This is a genomic window from Streptococcus mitis (assembly GCF_905187535.1).
In the GTDB taxonomy this organism is placed as follows: Bacteria; Bacillota; Bacilli; order Lactobacillales; family Streptococcaceae; genus Streptococcus; species Streptococcus mitis_BS.
On the sequence record NZ_CAJJIE010000033.1, the window covers coordinates 1 to 18,070 of the forward strand.

At 31.0% G+C, this 18,070-nt stretch carries 17 protein-coding genes; all 17 read left to right on the forward strand.

What is annotated here, in order from left to right; genetic code table 11:
* A partial coding sequence (locus tag JQ841_RS04410) for a zeta toxin family protein (protein WP_203180223.1) occupies nucleotides 1-609 on the forward strand: 609 nt, incomplete at its 5' end.
* Nucleotides 610-1,072: 463 nt separating this feature from the next.
* Nucleotides 1,073-1,879, forward strand: coding sequence for a hypothetical protein (locus JQ841_RS04415; protein WP_203180224.1), 807 nt, complete (start codon nucleotides 1,073-1,075; stop codon nucleotides 1,877-1,879).
* A gap of 247 nt (nucleotides 1,880-2,126) precedes the next feature.
* On the forward strand, nucleotides 2,127-3,125 hold the full coding sequence (locus JQ841_RS04420) for an LEM-3-like GIY-YIG domain-containing protein (RefSeq protein WP_203180225.1): 999 nt from the start codon (nucleotides 2,127-2,129) through the stop codon (nucleotides 3,123-3,125).
* Nucleotides 3,126-3,646: 521 nt separating this feature from the next.
* Nucleotides 3,647-4,150, forward strand: a complete 504-nt coding sequence (locus tag JQ841_RS04425; RefSeq protein ID WP_238395593.1) for a hypothetical protein — start codon at nucleotides 3,647-3,649, stop codon at nucleotides 4,148-4,150.
* 4 nt (nucleotides 4,151-4,154) lie between these two features.
* Nucleotides 4,155-4,379 carry a hypothetical protein gene (locus tag JQ841_RS04430; protein ID WP_203180226.1) on the forward strand — a complete coding sequence of 75 codons (225 nt, stop codon included), beginning with the start codon at nucleotides 4,155-4,157 and terminating at the stop codon, nucleotides 4,377-4,379.
* 92 nt (nucleotides 4,380-4,471) lie between these two features.
* Entirely contained in the window at nucleotides 4,472-5,038 is a 567-nt protein-coding gene (locus tag JQ841_RS04435; protein WP_203180227.1) for an HD domain-containing protein, read from the forward strand.
* A 52-nt stretch (nucleotides 5,039-5,090) separates the two neighbouring features.
* Nucleotides 5,091-5,795 carry an HAD family hydrolase gene (locus JQ841_RS04440; RefSeq protein WP_203180228.1) on the forward strand — a complete coding sequence of 235 codons (705 nt, stop codon included), beginning with the start codon at nucleotides 5,091-5,093 and terminating at the stop codon, nucleotides 5,793-5,795.
* Nucleotides 5,782-6,048 (forward strand): hypothetical protein, encoded by a 267-nt coding sequence (locus JQ841_RS04445; RefSeq protein ID WP_203180229.1) that lies wholly within the window; start codon nucleotides 5,782-5,784, stop codon nucleotides 6,046-6,048. The genes JQ841_RS04440 and JQ841_RS04445 overlap by 14 nt, the downstream gene beginning before the upstream one ends.
* 235 nt (nucleotides 6,049-6,283) lie before the next feature.
* Complete coding sequence (locus tag JQ841_RS04450) at nucleotides 6,284-7,693, forward strand: hypothetical protein (protein WP_203180230.1); 1,410 nt, start codon at nucleotides 6,284-6,286, stop codon at nucleotides 7,691-7,693.
* A gap of 28 nt (nucleotides 7,694-7,721) precedes the next feature.
* Nucleotides 7,722-8,672 (forward strand): helix-turn-helix transcriptional regulator, encoded by a 951-nt coding sequence (locus tag JQ841_RS04455; protein ID WP_203180292.1) that lies wholly within the window; start codon nucleotides 7,722-7,724, stop codon nucleotides 8,670-8,672.
* Nucleotides 8,673-8,743: 71 nt separating this feature from the next.
* A complete protein-coding gene (locus tag JQ841_RS04460) occupies nucleotides 8,744-8,974 on the forward strand; it encodes a hypothetical protein (protein ID WP_203180231.1) in 231 nt (76 codons plus the stop codon).
* 11 nt (nucleotides 8,975-8,985) lie between these two features.
* Nucleotides 8,986-11,619 (forward strand): AAA family ATPase, encoded by a 2,634-nt coding sequence (locus JQ841_RS04465; RefSeq protein ID WP_203180232.1) that lies wholly within the window; start codon nucleotides 8,986-8,988, stop codon nucleotides 11,617-11,619.
* Nucleotides 11,620-11,638: 19 nt separating this feature from the next.
* Nucleotides 11,639-12,169 (forward strand): hypothetical protein, encoded by a 531-nt coding sequence (locus JQ841_RS04470; RefSeq protein WP_203180233.1) that lies wholly within the window; start codon nucleotides 11,639-11,641, stop codon nucleotides 12,167-12,169.
* Between the two features lie 121 nt (nucleotides 12,170-12,290).
* Nucleotides 12,291-16,289 (forward strand): ATP-dependent helicase, encoded by a 3,999-nt coding sequence (locus JQ841_RS04475; RefSeq protein WP_203180234.1) that lies wholly within the window; start codon nucleotides 12,291-12,293, stop codon nucleotides 16,287-16,289.
* A gap of 65 nt (nucleotides 16,290-16,354) precedes the next feature.
* Entirely contained in the window at nucleotides 16,355-16,609 is a 255-nt protein-coding gene (locus JQ841_RS04480; RefSeq protein ID WP_203180235.1) for a hypothetical protein, read from the forward strand.
* A gap of 425 nt (nucleotides 16,610-17,034) precedes the next feature.
* Nucleotides 17,035-17,346, forward strand: a complete 312-nt coding sequence (locus JQ841_RS04485) for a hypothetical protein (protein ID WP_203180236.1) — start codon at nucleotides 17,035-17,037, stop codon at nucleotides 17,344-17,346.
* Between the two features lie 4 nt (nucleotides 17,347-17,350).
* Entirely contained in the window at nucleotides 17,351-18,067 is a 717-nt protein-coding gene (locus tag JQ841_RS04490) for an alpha/beta fold hydrolase (protein WP_203180237.1), read from the forward strand.
* The last annotated feature ends 3 nt before the right edge of the window (nucleotides 18,068-18,070 follow it).

The following is an 18,070-nucleotide window of genomic DNA, read 5'->3' on the forward strand; positions in this document are numbered from 1 at the left end:
GAATTTCAAGGAAATATTGTTATCATAGATGGTGATAGTTTTCGTTCTCAGCATCCACACTATTTAGAACTTCAGCAAGAATATGGCAAAGATAGTGTTGAATACACCAAAGATTTTGCGGGGAAAATGGTAGAGTCTTTAGTAACCGAATTGAGTCATTTGGGATACAATCTGTTGATAGAGGGAACCTTACGAACGATTGATGTTCCAAAGAAAACAGCACAACTCTTGAAAAATAAGGGATATGAAGTACAATTAGCCTTAATTGCGACAAAGCCTGAATTGTCCTATCTGAGCACCCTTATCCGATACGAAGAACTCTACGCTATCAATCCAAATCAAGCACGCGCAACTCCAAAAGAACATCATGATTTCATTGTAAATCATCTAGCTGATAATACACGACAATTGGAAGAACTAGCTATCTTTGAAAGAATTCAAATTTATCAACGAGATAGAAGTTGTGTATATGATTCAGAACAAGATAAGACTTCAGCAGCAACCGTTCTTCATGATTTACTATTTGGAGAATGGAATCAAGTTGAGAAAGAGATGCTTAAATCAGGAGAAGAAAGATTGAAAGATTTAACTAATCGAAATGGTTATTAGATCTCGGATTTTAAAATAAAGTCTATTAAAAAATTGTTAGCTGGTAGATTGTGGGCAAAAAATAGCTTTAAAATAAACTAATAAAGTGATTTCGGTTTTTAGGATAAATAAAAGTAATAAATCTCACCGTCATTCTTTTTTAATTAATCGTTGTTCTCAAAATACTTACAATTTGTTGTACTAGTCTTATACTTTTTAGTTAATTCTATCTGTCCTATAGTATTGAAAATAATTTGTAGACTGGGCAATGAGAATTCGTTACAGTTTAGTAGAATCGACGTATGCCGAACGTCAAGTATTGTGATGTGAAAGGGGATGTAAATAATGTCCTACTTATTAATATTCAAAAGTGTTTTTACTCAGCTTGTTTTATAATAGAAAACATAATAATAAAATCTATTTTGTATTTGATATTAAAAAATGGTAAAATGTAGTTATTCTACAAAAAGAAAGGAAAAACAAAATGACCGCAACTAAAAACCCTTGGAATGACATTTTAACAACGACTCACGAAGGTAAAAAAGTTATCGTCGCGCGTGATGATTGGGAAATCATTCAAACTATACTAGAATCCGAAAAGAAAGGTAAAGATTCTAAAAGCACTGAACTACACTTAAATTTCTACCCTCAACAATTTGTAGGGGATATTAAAAATGCTGACGTTATCATTTTGTCCAAAAACCCTGGTTATAGTGATAAATATAAAAGACTTTACAACAACAATAAAGATTATCAGCAAACTTGCTTAGATAGTCTACGGTTAAAAAAAGTAGGATTCCATGCCTTTGAACTTGATGAAGGTGATGAAATCGGATATACGGCAGAAAAATTTAAATTCTGGTTCGAAGACGCAGGTATGGGCGAACAGTTTAAAACAAACAAAGATTATAAAGAACATGTAGATTGGTTTGCAAAACATATAGCTTTAGCTGAGTTTTTCCCTTACCATTCTGTTGATTATGATAGAAAAATCACTACTCTAGTTAAGAAAAAAGGATATCTTCCTACTCAACAATTTTTATTTAATTTGATTAAAGAAAGAATTGCGGATAAAAGCAAATCACCTGTAACTATTCTTATCGCGCGTGGTTATGCTGAATGGACTAACGCTATTCCTGAATTAAAAACTTATGAAAAATGTTATCGCTCCAGTAACCCAAGAAATGCCACTATAAGAGCTAAGCACTTATTAAAAGGAGATGGAAAAGATAAAATTTATGCTACAAAAGAATTTTCAAAAACTTTGAGCAAATTATTTAAAGATTTATAAAATAAATATAACAGACTCTTTTTAATGCTATCGTAAATACTGTATTGTGTAGTTATTAGTAAACCTATATATTGTCCCCAAACTTATTTAGATTATTCTCTAGGATTTTACTTGATTTTAAAGAAAATATAGTTTAACTTATAAATAGTTCAGAATCAGAAAGAAGGTAGAATAAACAGATTATTTTAATTAATTTCTAATAGTGTGAAGCAGAACTTTTATAATATATTTAAATAGGAGCAAAAAAATGAACTATCAAAAATTAAACGATATTACTGGTGCTACCAAAAACGAAAAAGATAAATACTATGTTTACGGACTATATGAAGAAGGTAAGCAACTACCTTTCTATATTGGTAAAGGAGAGGGAACTCGCCTAATATCACATATTGACGAAGCACTGACAGAAGTAGCTCAAGAAGAAAACATACAAATTAGTAAAAAAATTCAAATTATTAGAAAACATAAGGGAAAAATTATACCTGTAATCATTAAATTTGGTTTAACAGAGCACGAAGCTTTTATGGCTGAATCAGCATTAATTAATCTTATTAATTTTTCAAAAGAGGATGAAGAATTAACAAATATAGTTAGCGGGCATGCGTCAAAAAGAGAAAAAACGACAATCTCCAAAGATGGACTGATTCAGGCTAGAACAATTGATAATTTTATTGATAACTACGCCTTATCTGATTTTGATTTTTCAACAATTAAGGAGAAATGTGTACTCATTAAAATCAATAGTAGTTTTCAAGCTGATGACACTACAGAAGATATTTATCACAATGTACGTGGTGTTTGGAATATTTCTGAATCACGTAAAAAAGACTTAGAGTATGCTCTTGCATTATATCGTGGTGTTTGTGTTGGTGTTTATAAAATTCAAGGTTGGAAGAAAGCTTACGAACATTCCTCAGAGTATCCTTTCCCAACAAGGAAAGAAGGGGGTAAAATAGAAACTAGTGAAGAAACTATTGTGAAATATTCTAATATAGAGGATTTAAAAAAAGATTATCCAGAATTATATAAACGCAGTTTCTCTAATTCAGAATTTCCCCAGAAATCTTTAGATAAATGGAGAAATAGAAGTTTCTTTTATGGCAACTGGGATGGATCAGATGTACCTCAACACCTTGCTCAATGTCTAAATAAGCGAATTATTAACATCCCTAAATTCACTAAATCTGTTAAAGAATTTAAATCTATTGATAATCAAGCAGCTGTTATCTATAATGATCTTAAATAGCTTTAAATCTAGCTCTCGTAATAACTTTTTTTAATTAATTGTAGTAAGTTTAAAGCAATCTATCTTCTTAAAATATGATTTCATTGTACAAACATCAAAATATTATTCTGTTAACTATTTCATTTTTTAACTTCTGGTATAGTCTTTTATTAGAATTTAATTAAAGTCAATATTTTTATGTCAAGACACATAGTATCAATGCTTTTTAAGGCTTGTATTATGTGTTTTTGATTTGTTAAAAAATATTATACCATAGACAAAATATGTCTATCTTATGCTGTATAATACTTATATAGAAATAAGAGAAAGAAGGTAAATAATATATGGCAAATTCATCAGAAGCACATGGCAGAGTTTATATTAAAGCATCAAATCTTAAAACTATAGAGTATTTTCTATTAATTTAAGAAGAAAGAAATAAATATGTTTATTATCCAACTGATATTATAGATAGTCAATCTGACATATCAGATGTAGTCTCAGCAAGAACGACTCAAGAAAATGGTTATTATATATGCAACATGTGGTTTACTGCTGAGGGTAGATGGTGTTTTGAGAATAATATAGATGACTTTTTTGATTGTACTTTATTTCAAGATACAGATGATGTTCTTATAAGACAAATGAAGGAATATGTTTGTAGTCAAGATATTCAAATCAAATTTGAGTATGTAGATGCTGAAGCTAGTCAGAATTTTGTTAAGGAACAAGAAGCAACAATTACATATAATTCAAAAACAAAAGATATAAGTATAGATGTTAAAACTATAAAAGACTTACCTTACACAGCTGAAAACCTAATAGTTTATGGATACTATGAATGTGATGAAATTGTTTCAGTTCAATTTTTACTTGATTACTATGATGATTATTTAAGAGAAAATGAATTTTATTTAAAACATAAAGATGAAATTATCCCTATTTTAGAAAAGCAAAAAGAAAAAGAAGAAATCTTCTTTTTCGTAGAATCACTTGAATCGTCAATTCCTGAGTTAAAAGAATATGTAGAAAAGAATAAGGAGTAATAAATTGAAAGCTATTGTAAAAAATTCAAAAAGACTATTTGAACTTTTGAGATTATATTTTGTTCCAGTAAAAGGTAGGAAAGTAGTTCATGTACCAGCGTATGCTTATAAGGAAGATGAAAATGAAAAGATTTATCTCCATAATAATGAACTTCACTTATCTAAAAAGATGTTTGAATTTCTAGTAAACCAAGGTTTAGATTTAGTAGAATGTCTTCCAGAAGAATAGTGTATGTTGTTGATTAACTTTACTAAATTTTTAAATTTAAAAGTGGAATAAAAAATATATATTCAACAGAGACAAAAGGAGGAAATAGTTTTATGACAAATGCCAAAGAATTCGCATTAACTGCTCACAAAAATCAAACAAGAAAAGGGAAAATCACACCTTATTCATTTCACTTATTTTTGGTCAATAATATATTAGAAACACTAACAGAAGATTCTAATATTATTGCTACCGGATGGTTACACGATACTGTTGAAGATACCGATGTCAGTCTTGAAGATATTAAACAAGAATTTAATGATGAAGTTTATTCATATATGTCTTTGGAATCTGAAGATAAATCAATTAAAGATTGGCAAACTCGTAAAGAGCTTCAATTGGCAAAATTTCGAGAAGTAGCAGAAGATGAGTCGCTAAGAAAAGTTTTACTTGTAACTTTTTCTGATAAATTAGCGAATTTAATGGAACTGTATCAAGATTACTTAATAATTGGTGATTTACTATGGGACCGTTTTAATTCAAAGGATCCGAAAAAACAACTATGGTACTTTAACGAGTTTTATAAAATCTTTAATGATAACCAAGATTTATTTTCGAAAAACAAAGATATTTTAAATAACTATAAAGAAATTTTAAAGATTTTATTTTATAACAATTAAAAATATGTTTTTAAAATTATCTTTTAATTAAATGTAATTAGAAAGGAAAAAAATGAATAAACCAATAGCAGCTATATTTGATATCGATGGAACAATTTTTAGAGATTCTTTACTTTTAAAGCATATGGAGAAGTGTGTTTCCTATGATGTTTTTCCTAATAGTGTCAAATCTGAAATTAAGTTTCACAAAAATGCTTGGGAAAATAGAGAGCTGGATTATGATGACTATCTTTATATTGCTGCAAAACTTTATACAAAGTATATTGCAGATAAAGATGTACGTGATATTGATTTTGTCGCCAAAAAAGTCATTGAAAAAGAAAGTAAAAAACTTTATCGATACACTCGTGATCGGATCAAATGGCATAAGGAACAGGGGCACCAGATTATATTTATTTCAGGTTCTCCTGATTTCTTGGTCTCAAAAATGGCAGAAAAATTGGGCGCAGATATCTGGTATGCAACAAATTATCTTCAACTTGATAGTAAGTACACTGGAGAAGTGATTCCTATGTGGGATTCAGCTTCAAAATTACAAGTTTTAAAAAAATTGTTTATTGATTTCGAAAAATCCTACGCTTATGGGGATACAACTGGTGATTTTACAATGCTTCAATCTGTAGGATTTCCGACAGCAATAAATCCCAATAAGAAATTGTTGGACAAAATTACAAAGGAGAAACTAGACTGTAAAATCATTATTGAGAGAAAAGATGTGATTTATAAACTAGATGAGGTCACACATGGAATTTATTAAAGCTGCGAATCAATTTATAGAAAATTACTACCAAAAAGCAGATCACGACCGTATTGAAAGTATAGAAATAGGAATAAGGGATTCTGAAAAATATTCTCGATATTTTTTAGAAATTCAAAAACAATCTGAAGAGTTTGAGTGTGACTTCTTTAATTTTGATAACATAGATTATTATGAAGTGGATGACTCTGTTCATTTTAAACAGATTATTAACTTAGAGAATAGTTCCTATGTATTTTGGAAAGATTATTAATTATTTAACTGATACATAAGATTTCACCTCTTAGAAAACAATGTTTCAGAATTTGATTGTTTTACAAAAGTATTGATTTAATGTTTTTATTAACTGATAGTAAATCAGTTGGAAAATACTATTTAAATTGACGAAATTTTATATATAGACATTAATTGTCTATAGAATGTGGTAAAATGAAATTGTTGATGAAATTAACAATTAACATAAAAATAATAAAATTGAGGATAGATTTATGTCAAAAGAGGAACTTTTAGAATTATTAAAAAAATCATTACAAGATGCCTTAGATTCTATACAAGGTAGAGATAAACAAGAACTAAATGAAGAAAAAAGAACAGAATTAAAAAAAGAAATAGAAAAAGTTTTTATGCAGGCATTATTAGATAAAGGTAAACCTAAAGAAATTTTAGACAAAGTATTAAATGATAAAGATAAAGATAAAGATGAATTTTTAAAAACATTTAGTCCTTGGCACAAAAAACAAGATGAAGACTCTGGTTTAATTAAAGAATTTGTAAATAGTATTAATAATCCTGATTCTAATAATGATTTTTCTTGGTTGGATATTTTAGATACAGATAAGCAGTGGATGGAACAAGCTGATAAAGAAACTAAAAAAGAAATTAAGAATAAAAGTAAACATGTAAATATGCGTTATCAAATTCCAACCCATTTTCATGGAAATATTGACAATGCAGTCATCTTCCACTGCATGGAAAATCCGAGGGGATATTTGGGAGAATATGAAGATAGTGACATTGACAAAGGGCTAGAGAGTATAGACTTAGTAGAATATTTTGGAAAAACCTATAAGTTATTAAATGAAGATAGTAGTAGTAGTAAAAAGTCAGTTGAGAAGATACAAAGTATATTAAAAGATTACTCAAGAGATGATATGCCTGATATAAAAGATATCATAAAAGAACGATATAAATTGGACAAAATTGGAGATGAAGAAATTACTAATATAATTTATAGCGACAAAAGCAACTTATCGCGTGAATTAGATAGTATGTTTGCAGAAGAAGAGGAGTTTTTTAAAGAAGAGTATATACTAAAAAAACATAGCAATAGCAAAAAACCGGTTCTGTCTGAAAAATATTATTATATAGCACAATACTACGCCCAATTATTGGGAATAGATGGAAAAAACATGAGAAATCTTAAAGATAAACGAGGGGATGAAAATACTGAGGAACGTAAAAAAGCTCGTAAAATAGCTGAAAAAATATGTAACTTGGAAATATACCCTTTCTCATGTAAAGATCCAAAATTAGGTAACGATGGTATTGGCGAGAAGATTCTTCTCAATTCAGACCTATCTCGTTTAGGTGCTTATATTGTCCTAAGAAGAATCTATAAGTATTTAGTAAATGAGAACCCTCAGAAACCATTATTTGTGTTTCGTAAATACGATAGAGCTTGGGAGAAATTATTTAATAAAATATTTGAAGAAGTTGGAGTTAAAGACAATTTTTTGCAAGATCTTGAATCTCATTTCTTTTATTGTCAAACAAGTCAACAGGGTGGTGGGATAACCTCTGGTAATGTAATCTCAGTTCGTGACTTTAAGGCTTTGGAATTCCTAAAGGAATTAGCTTTTAGAGATATTTTTGACTTGATAACCGAAAAAGAAGATTAAGATTATTGGAGTGACTCAAATGTCTAATATGAAACCACAAGAACGCCTTTTAGCAATTTTTATCCGTTTACAAGATGGTGAGAGGCTATCAAAAGCTCAATTAAGTGATGAATATGGGATTGATTATAGGACTGCACAAAGGTATATAAGTACTTTGAAAAGTTTTTTGCAAGATCAGCTTATATCAAATACAGAGATAAAGTTCGATACTTCAGATAATACCTATCGTCTGATTGGTAAAACAACTTTTAATAAAAAGGATATTTTGGTAATCTCAAAAATTCTTTTGGAGAATCGTGCACTAAACAAATCCGAACTAAAATCATTGCTCGATAACCTTCTATCTTTGCTCTCAATTGAAGAACAAAATGATGTAAAAGCCATTATTGAAAGTGAGCGTTTAAAGTATAAGTCACTGACTAATGATAAGGATAGAATCGACACAATTTGGATTTTGTCGGAAGCTATTCGTAGTGAACAAATGCTCGACATAAAATATAAAGCTCCGTTGAAAGATGTTAAAAGCCACATCATTTTCCCTGTTTCTCTATATTATGATGCCCACTATTTTTATCTGGTTGCTTACCATTTGAAACATGAAAAGTATACAACGTTTCGTGTTGATAGAATTGAGACTTTTAGTAAATCTCATATAAGGAAACCACAGATTTCATATGGGTATAAGTATAGAGATGGGGATGTTCGAAATCAAAAAGTAGATGCTTTTGAAGGAACAAAAATTGATGTTACTTTGATCTATAAAGGAAATGCTGAAATTGTTTTAGATCAGTTTCCAGAGCATAAAATTCTTTCTGAGAATTATGATGAAATAAAAGTAAGAATTACAAGCCAAGATACACCAGGTCTCAAACGATGGATTCTAGGGCAAGGTGAGGCAGTAACTCTTTTATCGCCTACAAAGTTGATTGAAGAAATACAAAAATCTCTTGAAAAAACATTAAAAAATTATAAAAAATGAAGAGGTAGACAAAATTTGTCTACCTCTTCGTTTATAATAGAGATACAGATAAGGAAAGAAGGTAACAATAGATGTATAAATGTGAAATAAGAGATGATTTTGAAATAGAATGGTTAGAAAATATAAAAGAAGTAATAGAGTTTCATGGGAGTTATGTTAGTGGTGATTTGATTTCGCTAACTTTATCTGATCTAAGACACTTAGCAGATGGGAAAATTCTTGCTTGGAATGTAGAGGATATGTATTCACAAGTATTGTATCTTGATGAAGATGTTAAGGAAACATTAAAAAAATTATTGTAAGGGGAAATCACATGTCAAAAAAACATACTGTAAAATATAAAGTTAGTCGCCAACTAAAACTTGCCCTGGAAGCTTTGCATGATCGGATACTTCAAAAGGAGTATAAAGTTGTGGAGAGTCAGGATATTCTTTTTTGCTTATTGGATGTGAGTGATACAGGGCTTGGCTATGCTTTAGGATATCATTCTTTAACAAAAGGCAAATTGTTAAAGGAATTTGCTAATGGAAAAATGATTGGAAGTAGACCTCGTACCAATATTGAGAGCGAAGAATTAGAAGCTTTTTCTAAAAGAAGGATAATCCATAATCAAATTACTTCTTCACCTGTAGAAATCATAAAAGAAGCACCCTCTTCTTACTATTTTGCTGAATGTGATGAATTTCCAATGTCTGAATATATGAAATCTATCTTTGATTTTGCTGAAGAGATGCGCTTGCAAAATTCTCCTGATGGTGTCATTGATTCTTATTGGATTCTATCTGGAATTTCCCAAGAGCAGGAAACAAATGCAAATCACTTAATTTACAAACAATACTTGTTAAGTGGTAGAAATAGTTACTCAGAAGATGGATTGCTAGATGTTTTTACAAATTCATGGTTTAGATTTCGTGCGCTAACAGATGGAAAAGCGGAGAGAGATAGAGCCAGCAAAGAAAAAAGAGCAGCACATATCTCCTCTAAATTATCAAATCCAGATTACTCTCTTTTAAATGATATAGCTACAGATATCACTTCGAAGGCTCTTAATGGAGAGTTAATGGAGGTTGTAGGACGTGATGATGAGATTCGAAAAGTGGAGATTGCCCTCACACGTAGAGATAAAAACAATGTAGTGCTACTAGGAGATGGAGGCGTTGGTAAGTCGGCTATTGTAGACGGTATTGCTATGCGTATCTCTAGAGATGAGGTTTTATCTCTTAAGGGAAAGAAAATCCTTCAATTTAATTTAAATGATTTACATGCAACACTGAATGCCTATACGAGTGAAGGTATCAATAGATTCATAGAAGAAATGAAGCGGGAAAAAGATATTATCTTATTTATTGATGAAATTCATATGTTAGGAAGAGCCAAATCTTTAACAGATTTGTTCAAGCCTTTAATGGCACGGGGAGATTTTCGAATTATTGGAGCAACCACCCCGTCAGAGTGGAATACATATGTTTCAGGTGACACTGCTTTTGTACGTCGCTTTGAAAAAGTAATTGTAGAGGAACCAAGTATCGAAGATACAGTGAAAATTGTTGAGACAATAGCACCTGCATATGAAAATTTTCATCATGTAAATTTTGAACAAGACACAATCGAACTAGCGGTGAGACTTGCCAAAAAGTATTTAAAAGGAGAAAAACTGCCCGACTCCGCCTTTACAATCATTGATAATGCAGGTGCTTTGGTCCGGATTGAAGCAAAACAAGAAGTTACTCTGATTAGAGACTATCAAAATGAAGTCAATGAGTTGAAGGAAGAATTGGAAAAAGCACAAGCTATTGAATACAATGAGGAGGCTATAGAAGAAATAAGAGAAAGACTTGAAAATAAACTTGGTGAATTTCTAGGAGCTCGCAACAACTTAACTGTTAGTAAGTATGAGCTTAAAATTTCAAAAGATGACATAAAGAAAGCAGTAGAACAAAAAGCAGGTGTTGAAGTTAAGGAACAAGATATGAAGGTTGGAAAAGAAGCAGAGGGACAAGAGTTACTTCGTCTTTCCAATTTAAAAAATACTTTAGCAGAAAAAGTTATTGGTCAATCAGATGCTACAAATTCGATTGCAGAAGCTGTAATTCGTTCAAAAACAGGATTTAGAAATCCTAAACGTCCTATCGGAGTCTTTTTGTTCCTAGGTACTAGTGGCGTAGGTAAAACAGAAACAGCAAAGATATTATCAGAAGAGCTAACAGGTTCAGTAGAGGATCTTATTCGATTGGATATGTCAGAATACCAACAAGAACATGAAGTTTCAAAATTAATTGGTGCTCCTCCAGGTTACAAAGGATTTGGTCAAGGGGGAGTTTTAACAAATGCTGTTAAAAGAAATCCGAAAGCAGTTGTACTATTGGATGAGATTGAAAAAGCTCACCCTAAAGTTTATGACTTAATGTTACAAGTTTTTGATGATGGTATCCTAACAGACGCTATGGGACAAAAAGTTGATTTTACCGATACGATTATTATCTTAACCTCTAATCTAGGTTTAAATGCCATTAAAAAAGATAAAAAGGTTGGTTTTTCAAGAATTGAAACGCAAGAACAATCTGAACAAACCATTCGAGAACAGACGATGGAAGCTGTTCAAAACTTTTTCCGTCCAGAATTATTAAATCGTATAGATGAAATTGTAACCTTTAAACCTTTTACGGAAGAATCAATTCTTCAAATTACAAAATTATTACTTGAAAAAGAAGTAAACATCATTAAGGATAGTGGTTATGAACTGGAATTTTCCGAAGATGCAATCGAATTACTTGCTAAAAAGACATATGATCCTGAAAACGGCGCTCGACCAATTAGGAGAGGTATTACAAAATTAGTTGAAACACCATTGTCAGAGTTAATTATCAATGGTTGTCTCAATAAAGGAGACAAGGTAGTTGTATATTCAGATGGAGTTGAATTACTTTTTGAAGTTTTAAAGAGATAATCCATGAAAGGAGAAAAGTATGGGACTTTCTTATGCACCCCAGTATACATGGACGGATCATTTTGCACAAAGAGCTCAGGAACGGTTTGAGGTGAATGCAGACTCTCTTTCTAAATGGGTTGGAAGGCAAATTGCTAGCTTAACTATTTATGATTCGACGGTCGAACAACGGCCAGAAGAGAAAAAATATGTTTCGGATTATGGGGTAATTTTTGTATGTAATACAATCGAACAAAAATTTATTACTTGTTATGAGGCAAATGATGTTATTATGGAAGGAAAGAAGATTACCATTCATGAATATAATGTTGACTCATTCAAGGAAGAAGTTGAAAATTTAGCAAGAAAATATTACTTAAAGGATGCTAAGGAAATGTTATTAAGTGTAGAGAGTCATTTAAATAGTTTCCAAGAAATTTCCCAAAAAATAATGTCCGGAAGACTAACTAGACAAAATTACCATCTTCTTGGAAAGTTGATTGATGAATTTCATGCAGTTAAAGCGGCAATGAGAGTTATTGAAACAAAACGAAGTGATTTTAATATTTAGATTTTCTTCTCTTATAGATTCTAAAATACTTAAGTCAGTATTTAACACCATATGTGAAAACGCTTTTAAATATGGTATAATTAACACAAAAGAAGTACTTATAGTTAAGTGAGGTAAAACGATGGCAACAGAAGATTTTAAAACTTTATTTAATGAAGAATATGATAAACTTAATAAACAACAGAAAAAAGCAGTTGATACGGTGGAAGGACCTGTTATGGTTATTGCTGGTCCTGGTACAGGTAAAACTCAAATTCTGTCACGTCGTGTCGCAAATATTTTAACAAATTATCATACAAGTCCAGAAGAAATTGTCTGTTTAACATATACAGAGGCAGGTGCATCAGAAATGTTGGATAGATTAGAAAAATTGATTGGAGAAGAAGGACGTAAGGTAAGAGTATCGACAATCCATGCTTTTTGTAGTGAGTTAATCTTAAGAAACTCTGAAATTTTCGGTGGACAACCCCAAATTATCTCAACAGCAGCCAAATATGAAATCCTAAAAGAAATTATGGATGAATATGTTATAGAAGGAAATCCTCTTTATAAAAACTCTGGTAAACGTTATTCTGCTAAAGACCAGCTACTAGAACTTTTTTATAAAATGAAACGTGAAAATCTGAACAAAGAGGATTTTGAAAAAGAGATAGATGAATACTTTAAAATGATTGATTTATCCATACCTGGAGACGATTTGTATAGTAAATTCAAATATGCTAGAAAGACTAAAGATAAGAAAGCTGGAGATTATAAAGATAATGCCATAAACGAATTACAAGAAAATACTAAAAAATTACTTGCTGGAGTTGACATTGTAGAAAAATACAGCAATGATATTAGTGAACATAATTATTTTGACTTTGATGATATGATTTTATGGACAATTGAAAAGTTGGAGGAAAATGACGATTTTCAAAGAAGTGTATCTGATGCTATAAAATATTTATTTGTTGATGAGTTTCAGGATACTTCAGTTGTTCAGAATAAACTTGTAGATTTACTAGTAAAAGGAAAAGATAATCCAAATATTTTTGTTGTAGGGGATGATGATCAAAGTATTTATCGTTTCCAAGGAGTAAGTGCAAATAATATTAGAGATTTTGATAAGAAGTATAAACCTACGAAAATAGTACTTGACGAAAATTACCGTTCTTCCCAAGCTATAATTGACGCTTCAAGACAACTAATTAGTCATAATCCAAGAGAAGAGAAACTTCTTATTGCAGCAGGAGCTAACAAAGATTATGACTATCATTTGCCAATCTTGAAATCCTACGCAAATGCAAAAGCTGAAATGTTTGGTGTACTTACTGAGATTAAAGAGTTGATTGATTCGGGTGTATCTCCTGATGAAATCGGAGTCATTTATGGAAGAAATTCTTACGGAGAAGAGTTTGCGAAGATTCTTCGTGATAATGGTATTTTCGTTCAAATGAAAGAAAATAAAGATTTATTTAATGAACCTTTTTTCAAAAAAATTGTAGCTATTTTAAAATATCTTTGCCAATCATTAAGAAATGTTAGAGAACTTCGAAAAATTGTATATTTTGATTTCTTTGAGGTAGAACTATCACAAATCGCAATGATGCGAAATCTAAAGAAAGATGAAAAAATTTCAATCCCCACTATAGCAGAAATTGATCAAAAATTAGAAATCATTCGAAAAAAAGTAAATAAATCATCAAAATACCTATCGCCTATGTATGTCCTTAGCGATGTATTAAAATCTTTAAGTATCGATGAGTATATTATGAAGTCAAAAGAAAAATATCATTTGGTTTCTGTTTTAAATGAACTTTACAAGTTAATGTTGATGGAATGCCACATCCATCCTAAATTGACTGTCAAAGGATTTTTAAATCAATTATCATCTTTAGAAGAAATGGGAATTAGTCTACCAATTGAAGATATCTCAGGTTCTCCAAGTAACTGCGTTCAATTAATGACAGCTCATGGTTCTAAAGGACTCGAGTTTGATCATGTGTTTATAATGAAATGCAATGATGGAAAGAAAAAGAGTGAAGCTTGGCCGGGAGGTGAAAATAATTCAGGTAGATTCGCTTATCCACCAAGTTTAAATGGAAAAGATGAAAATGAATCTCAACTAAAAGAAGAGGAGAACCGTCGCTTGTTTTATGTTGCCATGACTCGGGCAAAGAAGGTGCTCCATCTCTCTTATTCTGATGATTCTACTAAAACCCACTTAATTAATGAATTTGAGGAATTTATTGATGAGGTAGACGTGACAGAATCTTTTGAGGATCGTCAATCTGTAGATAAAGTAGTAATACCGAAATTTTCTAACGATGTTCTCAATGAAATTTTTGACGAATTGAGTTTAAGCGTTAGTACATTAAATGCTTTTCTTAAATGTCCTTTGAGTTTTTATTTCAATAAAGGATTAAAATTACCTTCTGAGACGAACGAAGCTATGGTATTTGGTAGCATTATTCACGAAGTCTTAGAAAAAATATATATATCTGTAGATGGTTCACAAAGTTCAGAATTAACTGCAAAAACAGTACTTTCTCCAGAAGAAGCTTTAAAATTATTTGAGACAGTCTTTGAAGAAAAATCTTATCAATTGACTTCAGATAGAATAAAGAAAGATGACTATGCTAGAGGGAAAAAGATTATTGAAAATCTTTACAAGAAAGCTGGATACCTCAAAGATGGTGTAGTTGCAGTTGAGGTACCTATTCAAGGTATTCGACTAGGCGATATTTTAAATACCACCGTAGACCTATCGGAAATATCTGATATCGAGATAAACGGAAAAATCGATAAAATTGAATGCGACGGCAATATAGTGCGTCTAGTCGACTATAAAACAGGAAATTTTGAAAATGCTAAAAAGAAATTAGTAGCTCCGAGTGAAAAAGAACCCCTTGGTGGTGATTATTGGCGTCAGGCTGTATTCTATTATATCCTCTTCAAAAATGCCGGTATCGATATTTCTGACAAAGAAATACTTGTTAAATATGTTTTGGTTGAGAATTCAACTAATGAAGATGGTTTTTCTGAAACTGAAGATATACGAATCACTCAAAAAGAAGTTGATATAGTGCTTAATCAGATTAAAGAATCTATTATGAAAATTAAACAAGGCGATTTTAACTGTGGTTGTGGAGTATTGAAAAAGGACAGAGATAATTACCCATGCGACTACTGTCTCCAAGTATTAGCTAACACAGAACCTAAATTTGATAATACTGAAGCTTTAGATATTGCCACCTATCAACAAACACGGGGAAATTATAAGAGTTTAAGCGTTAGCAAATTGAATCGTTACCTGCATTGTCCAAAGAGTATCTACTTTGATGATGTTTTACAGTTATCTCAAGCAGTTGGATTATCAGCAGGAGCAAAAGAAAAATCTACAAAAATAACAATCAATCATGCCCCCACAGGTCCCGTATTTGGGACTGCAATTCATGAAACAATGGAAAAAATCTATAAAGAAGATTTACAATTAGAAGACGCAATTGAATTCTATGATAGTTCATTGTACTCTCATCAAGAGGAAATCATTGATACAATGTCTGTAGAAGAATTAAAAGAATATGGACATAACTTGTTGACTAATCTTTTTGAACATTATATTCCTAATAGTTTAAAAGGGGAGCATGTTTCCTTAGAGAAAGAACTTCGTGTTAAATTAGGAGATAATTACTTAATCAATGGGATTATCGATAAGCTTGAATTTGATAATGATCTTATTCGAGTTGTAGATTATAAGACAGGTTCTGCTCAAAGAGGTGTTGAGGAACTAGAAGTTGGACATGATTATTGGCGTCAAGCAGTCTTCTATAATCTTTTATTAGAAAATTCTTCTGAAATAGATACGACTGATAAACGAATTGAAACTCAGTATATTTTTCTTGATGATAATAGTACTGAAAATGGCTATTCAATTCACACTATACAAGTTACGAAAGAGGATTTAGACTTAGTTACATCACAAATTCAAAACTTCTGGTCTCATATGAATACAGCTGATTTTACTGGTGGTTGTGGTAAAAACGATTGTGATTATTGTCGATTAGCTGAGTTTGTTGATTTTGAATTATTAAAAGAAGCTATAGAATCTGGAAAAGAAAGTAATTTAGTTAATTAAGTTGTCTAATTCATTTGCTAGTATAGAATGCTAAGTTAAGTTTCTTAATAATTATGAGGTAAATAATGGAATATGTTGAGGCTGTTAATCAATTTATAGATAGACATTATAAAGAGAAGGATATTGGTCATATAGAGATAGATTTTTGGGGTAACAAAACTCATCCTCATAGCTTGTACATATACAAACGTTCTAAAAAAATTGAGTATGATTATTTTTTCTTTGATCCTATTGATTATTATGAAGAGCCAGATTTTCTAGAGTTTAAGTATATCGTTCATTTAGAAAATATTACGTATATATTTTGGCAGGAAGATTAGGAATTATATAAAATAATTGGATTTAAAATCAATATCAGTTATTGACTCCATAATATTCGTAATGGTGAAAACTAATATGAATATTATGGTTTTTTTGTGGTAACTTCTCCAAGTTTCTTCCGATATACTTTAAAAATCAGATAAGATTTTTCACTTTGGGGGATCTTTTATTTATATTTTTGATGAGTTATTCGTTAATAGCCAGAAACCACGAAAAAATGAAACATTTATTGGTTATATCCAAAGATACGATATTGATGGGGAAGGCTATCAATCAGAAGTATGGGAAGTGACTGAGGAGGAAGATTCATAATTAAAAATCAGAGTCTTCTTTACAGTATTGCTCGTATTTCCAAACAGTCCATTTGTAGTTTTATCTGGATTGGTATATAATTTAACTTAGAGAAAATTGGAGGATTAATCAGATGGAATTAAAAGATTTTACAGCAAAAGAACAGGAAATGATTAAGAAGGGGCTGACTACGTCTAAGATTAGTGACAAGGAAACCGCTGAGAAGATTCTTGCGCTCGTCCCACAAGACTTGATTAAGCGAATCCCGTTTTTTGTCAGAAAACATGCTACGACACGTACGATTAAACGTATTTCAATTGAACACCCTGAACTCTACGCTGCAGCTCAAACAAGTGGTGATATACCAGAAAAAGAACGCGAAGAATTGCGTCAGATTATCACGACTATCTTTGAACAAAAGATGAATAAGCATAGTATTAAATAATTGAATGAAGATATTTTTTATTGGCGGTCTAGGAAGCAATGTCTATCATAGCAAGGATTTTCTTCAAGAACTAGATTCGCAGGTCTGTTTTCTAAATCCGTATGAAAATCATCTTCGAGATGAAACAGAATTGAAAGCATGGTTTAAAAATAAGATTGTTGAGAAAGAACATATCTGTTTGATAGGCCATTCTCTTGGAGGGGATTTGGCTCGTTATCTCGCATCGGAATTTCATGAAGTGAAAAAACTGATTCTTTTGGATGGTGGCTATATAGATTTAGATAAAATTTTACCTTTAGATACAGAGTTAAAGGAAGCTAAAAACTATATCGAATCTCAAGTCGTTTCGGACTTAAATCTTCTTATCTCTAAAGAGAAATCCGAAGCAAAGCATTGGTCAGAAAATATGGAGGAAGCTGTAAGACAGTCTTATCACTGGAATGCGGAGTATGATAGATATGAGTTAGCTATAAATTATGAAAAAATAAAAGCGATTCTTCGACTACGGCGGAAAATACAAGCTTTCAAGAGAGAAGTGGGAGATACCTTGTTTATTAGTCCTCGATATCCTAATGAAGCTAGATGGAGAGAGGAAGCCCTAAAAGAATTGCCAGGCTATTTTGATACTATTTTTTTAGAAAACTTTGGTCATGAGCTTTATACTGAAGCACCTAGAGAAATCGCTAGTCTAATTAATGAGTGGCTCGCTTATACTCACTGAACC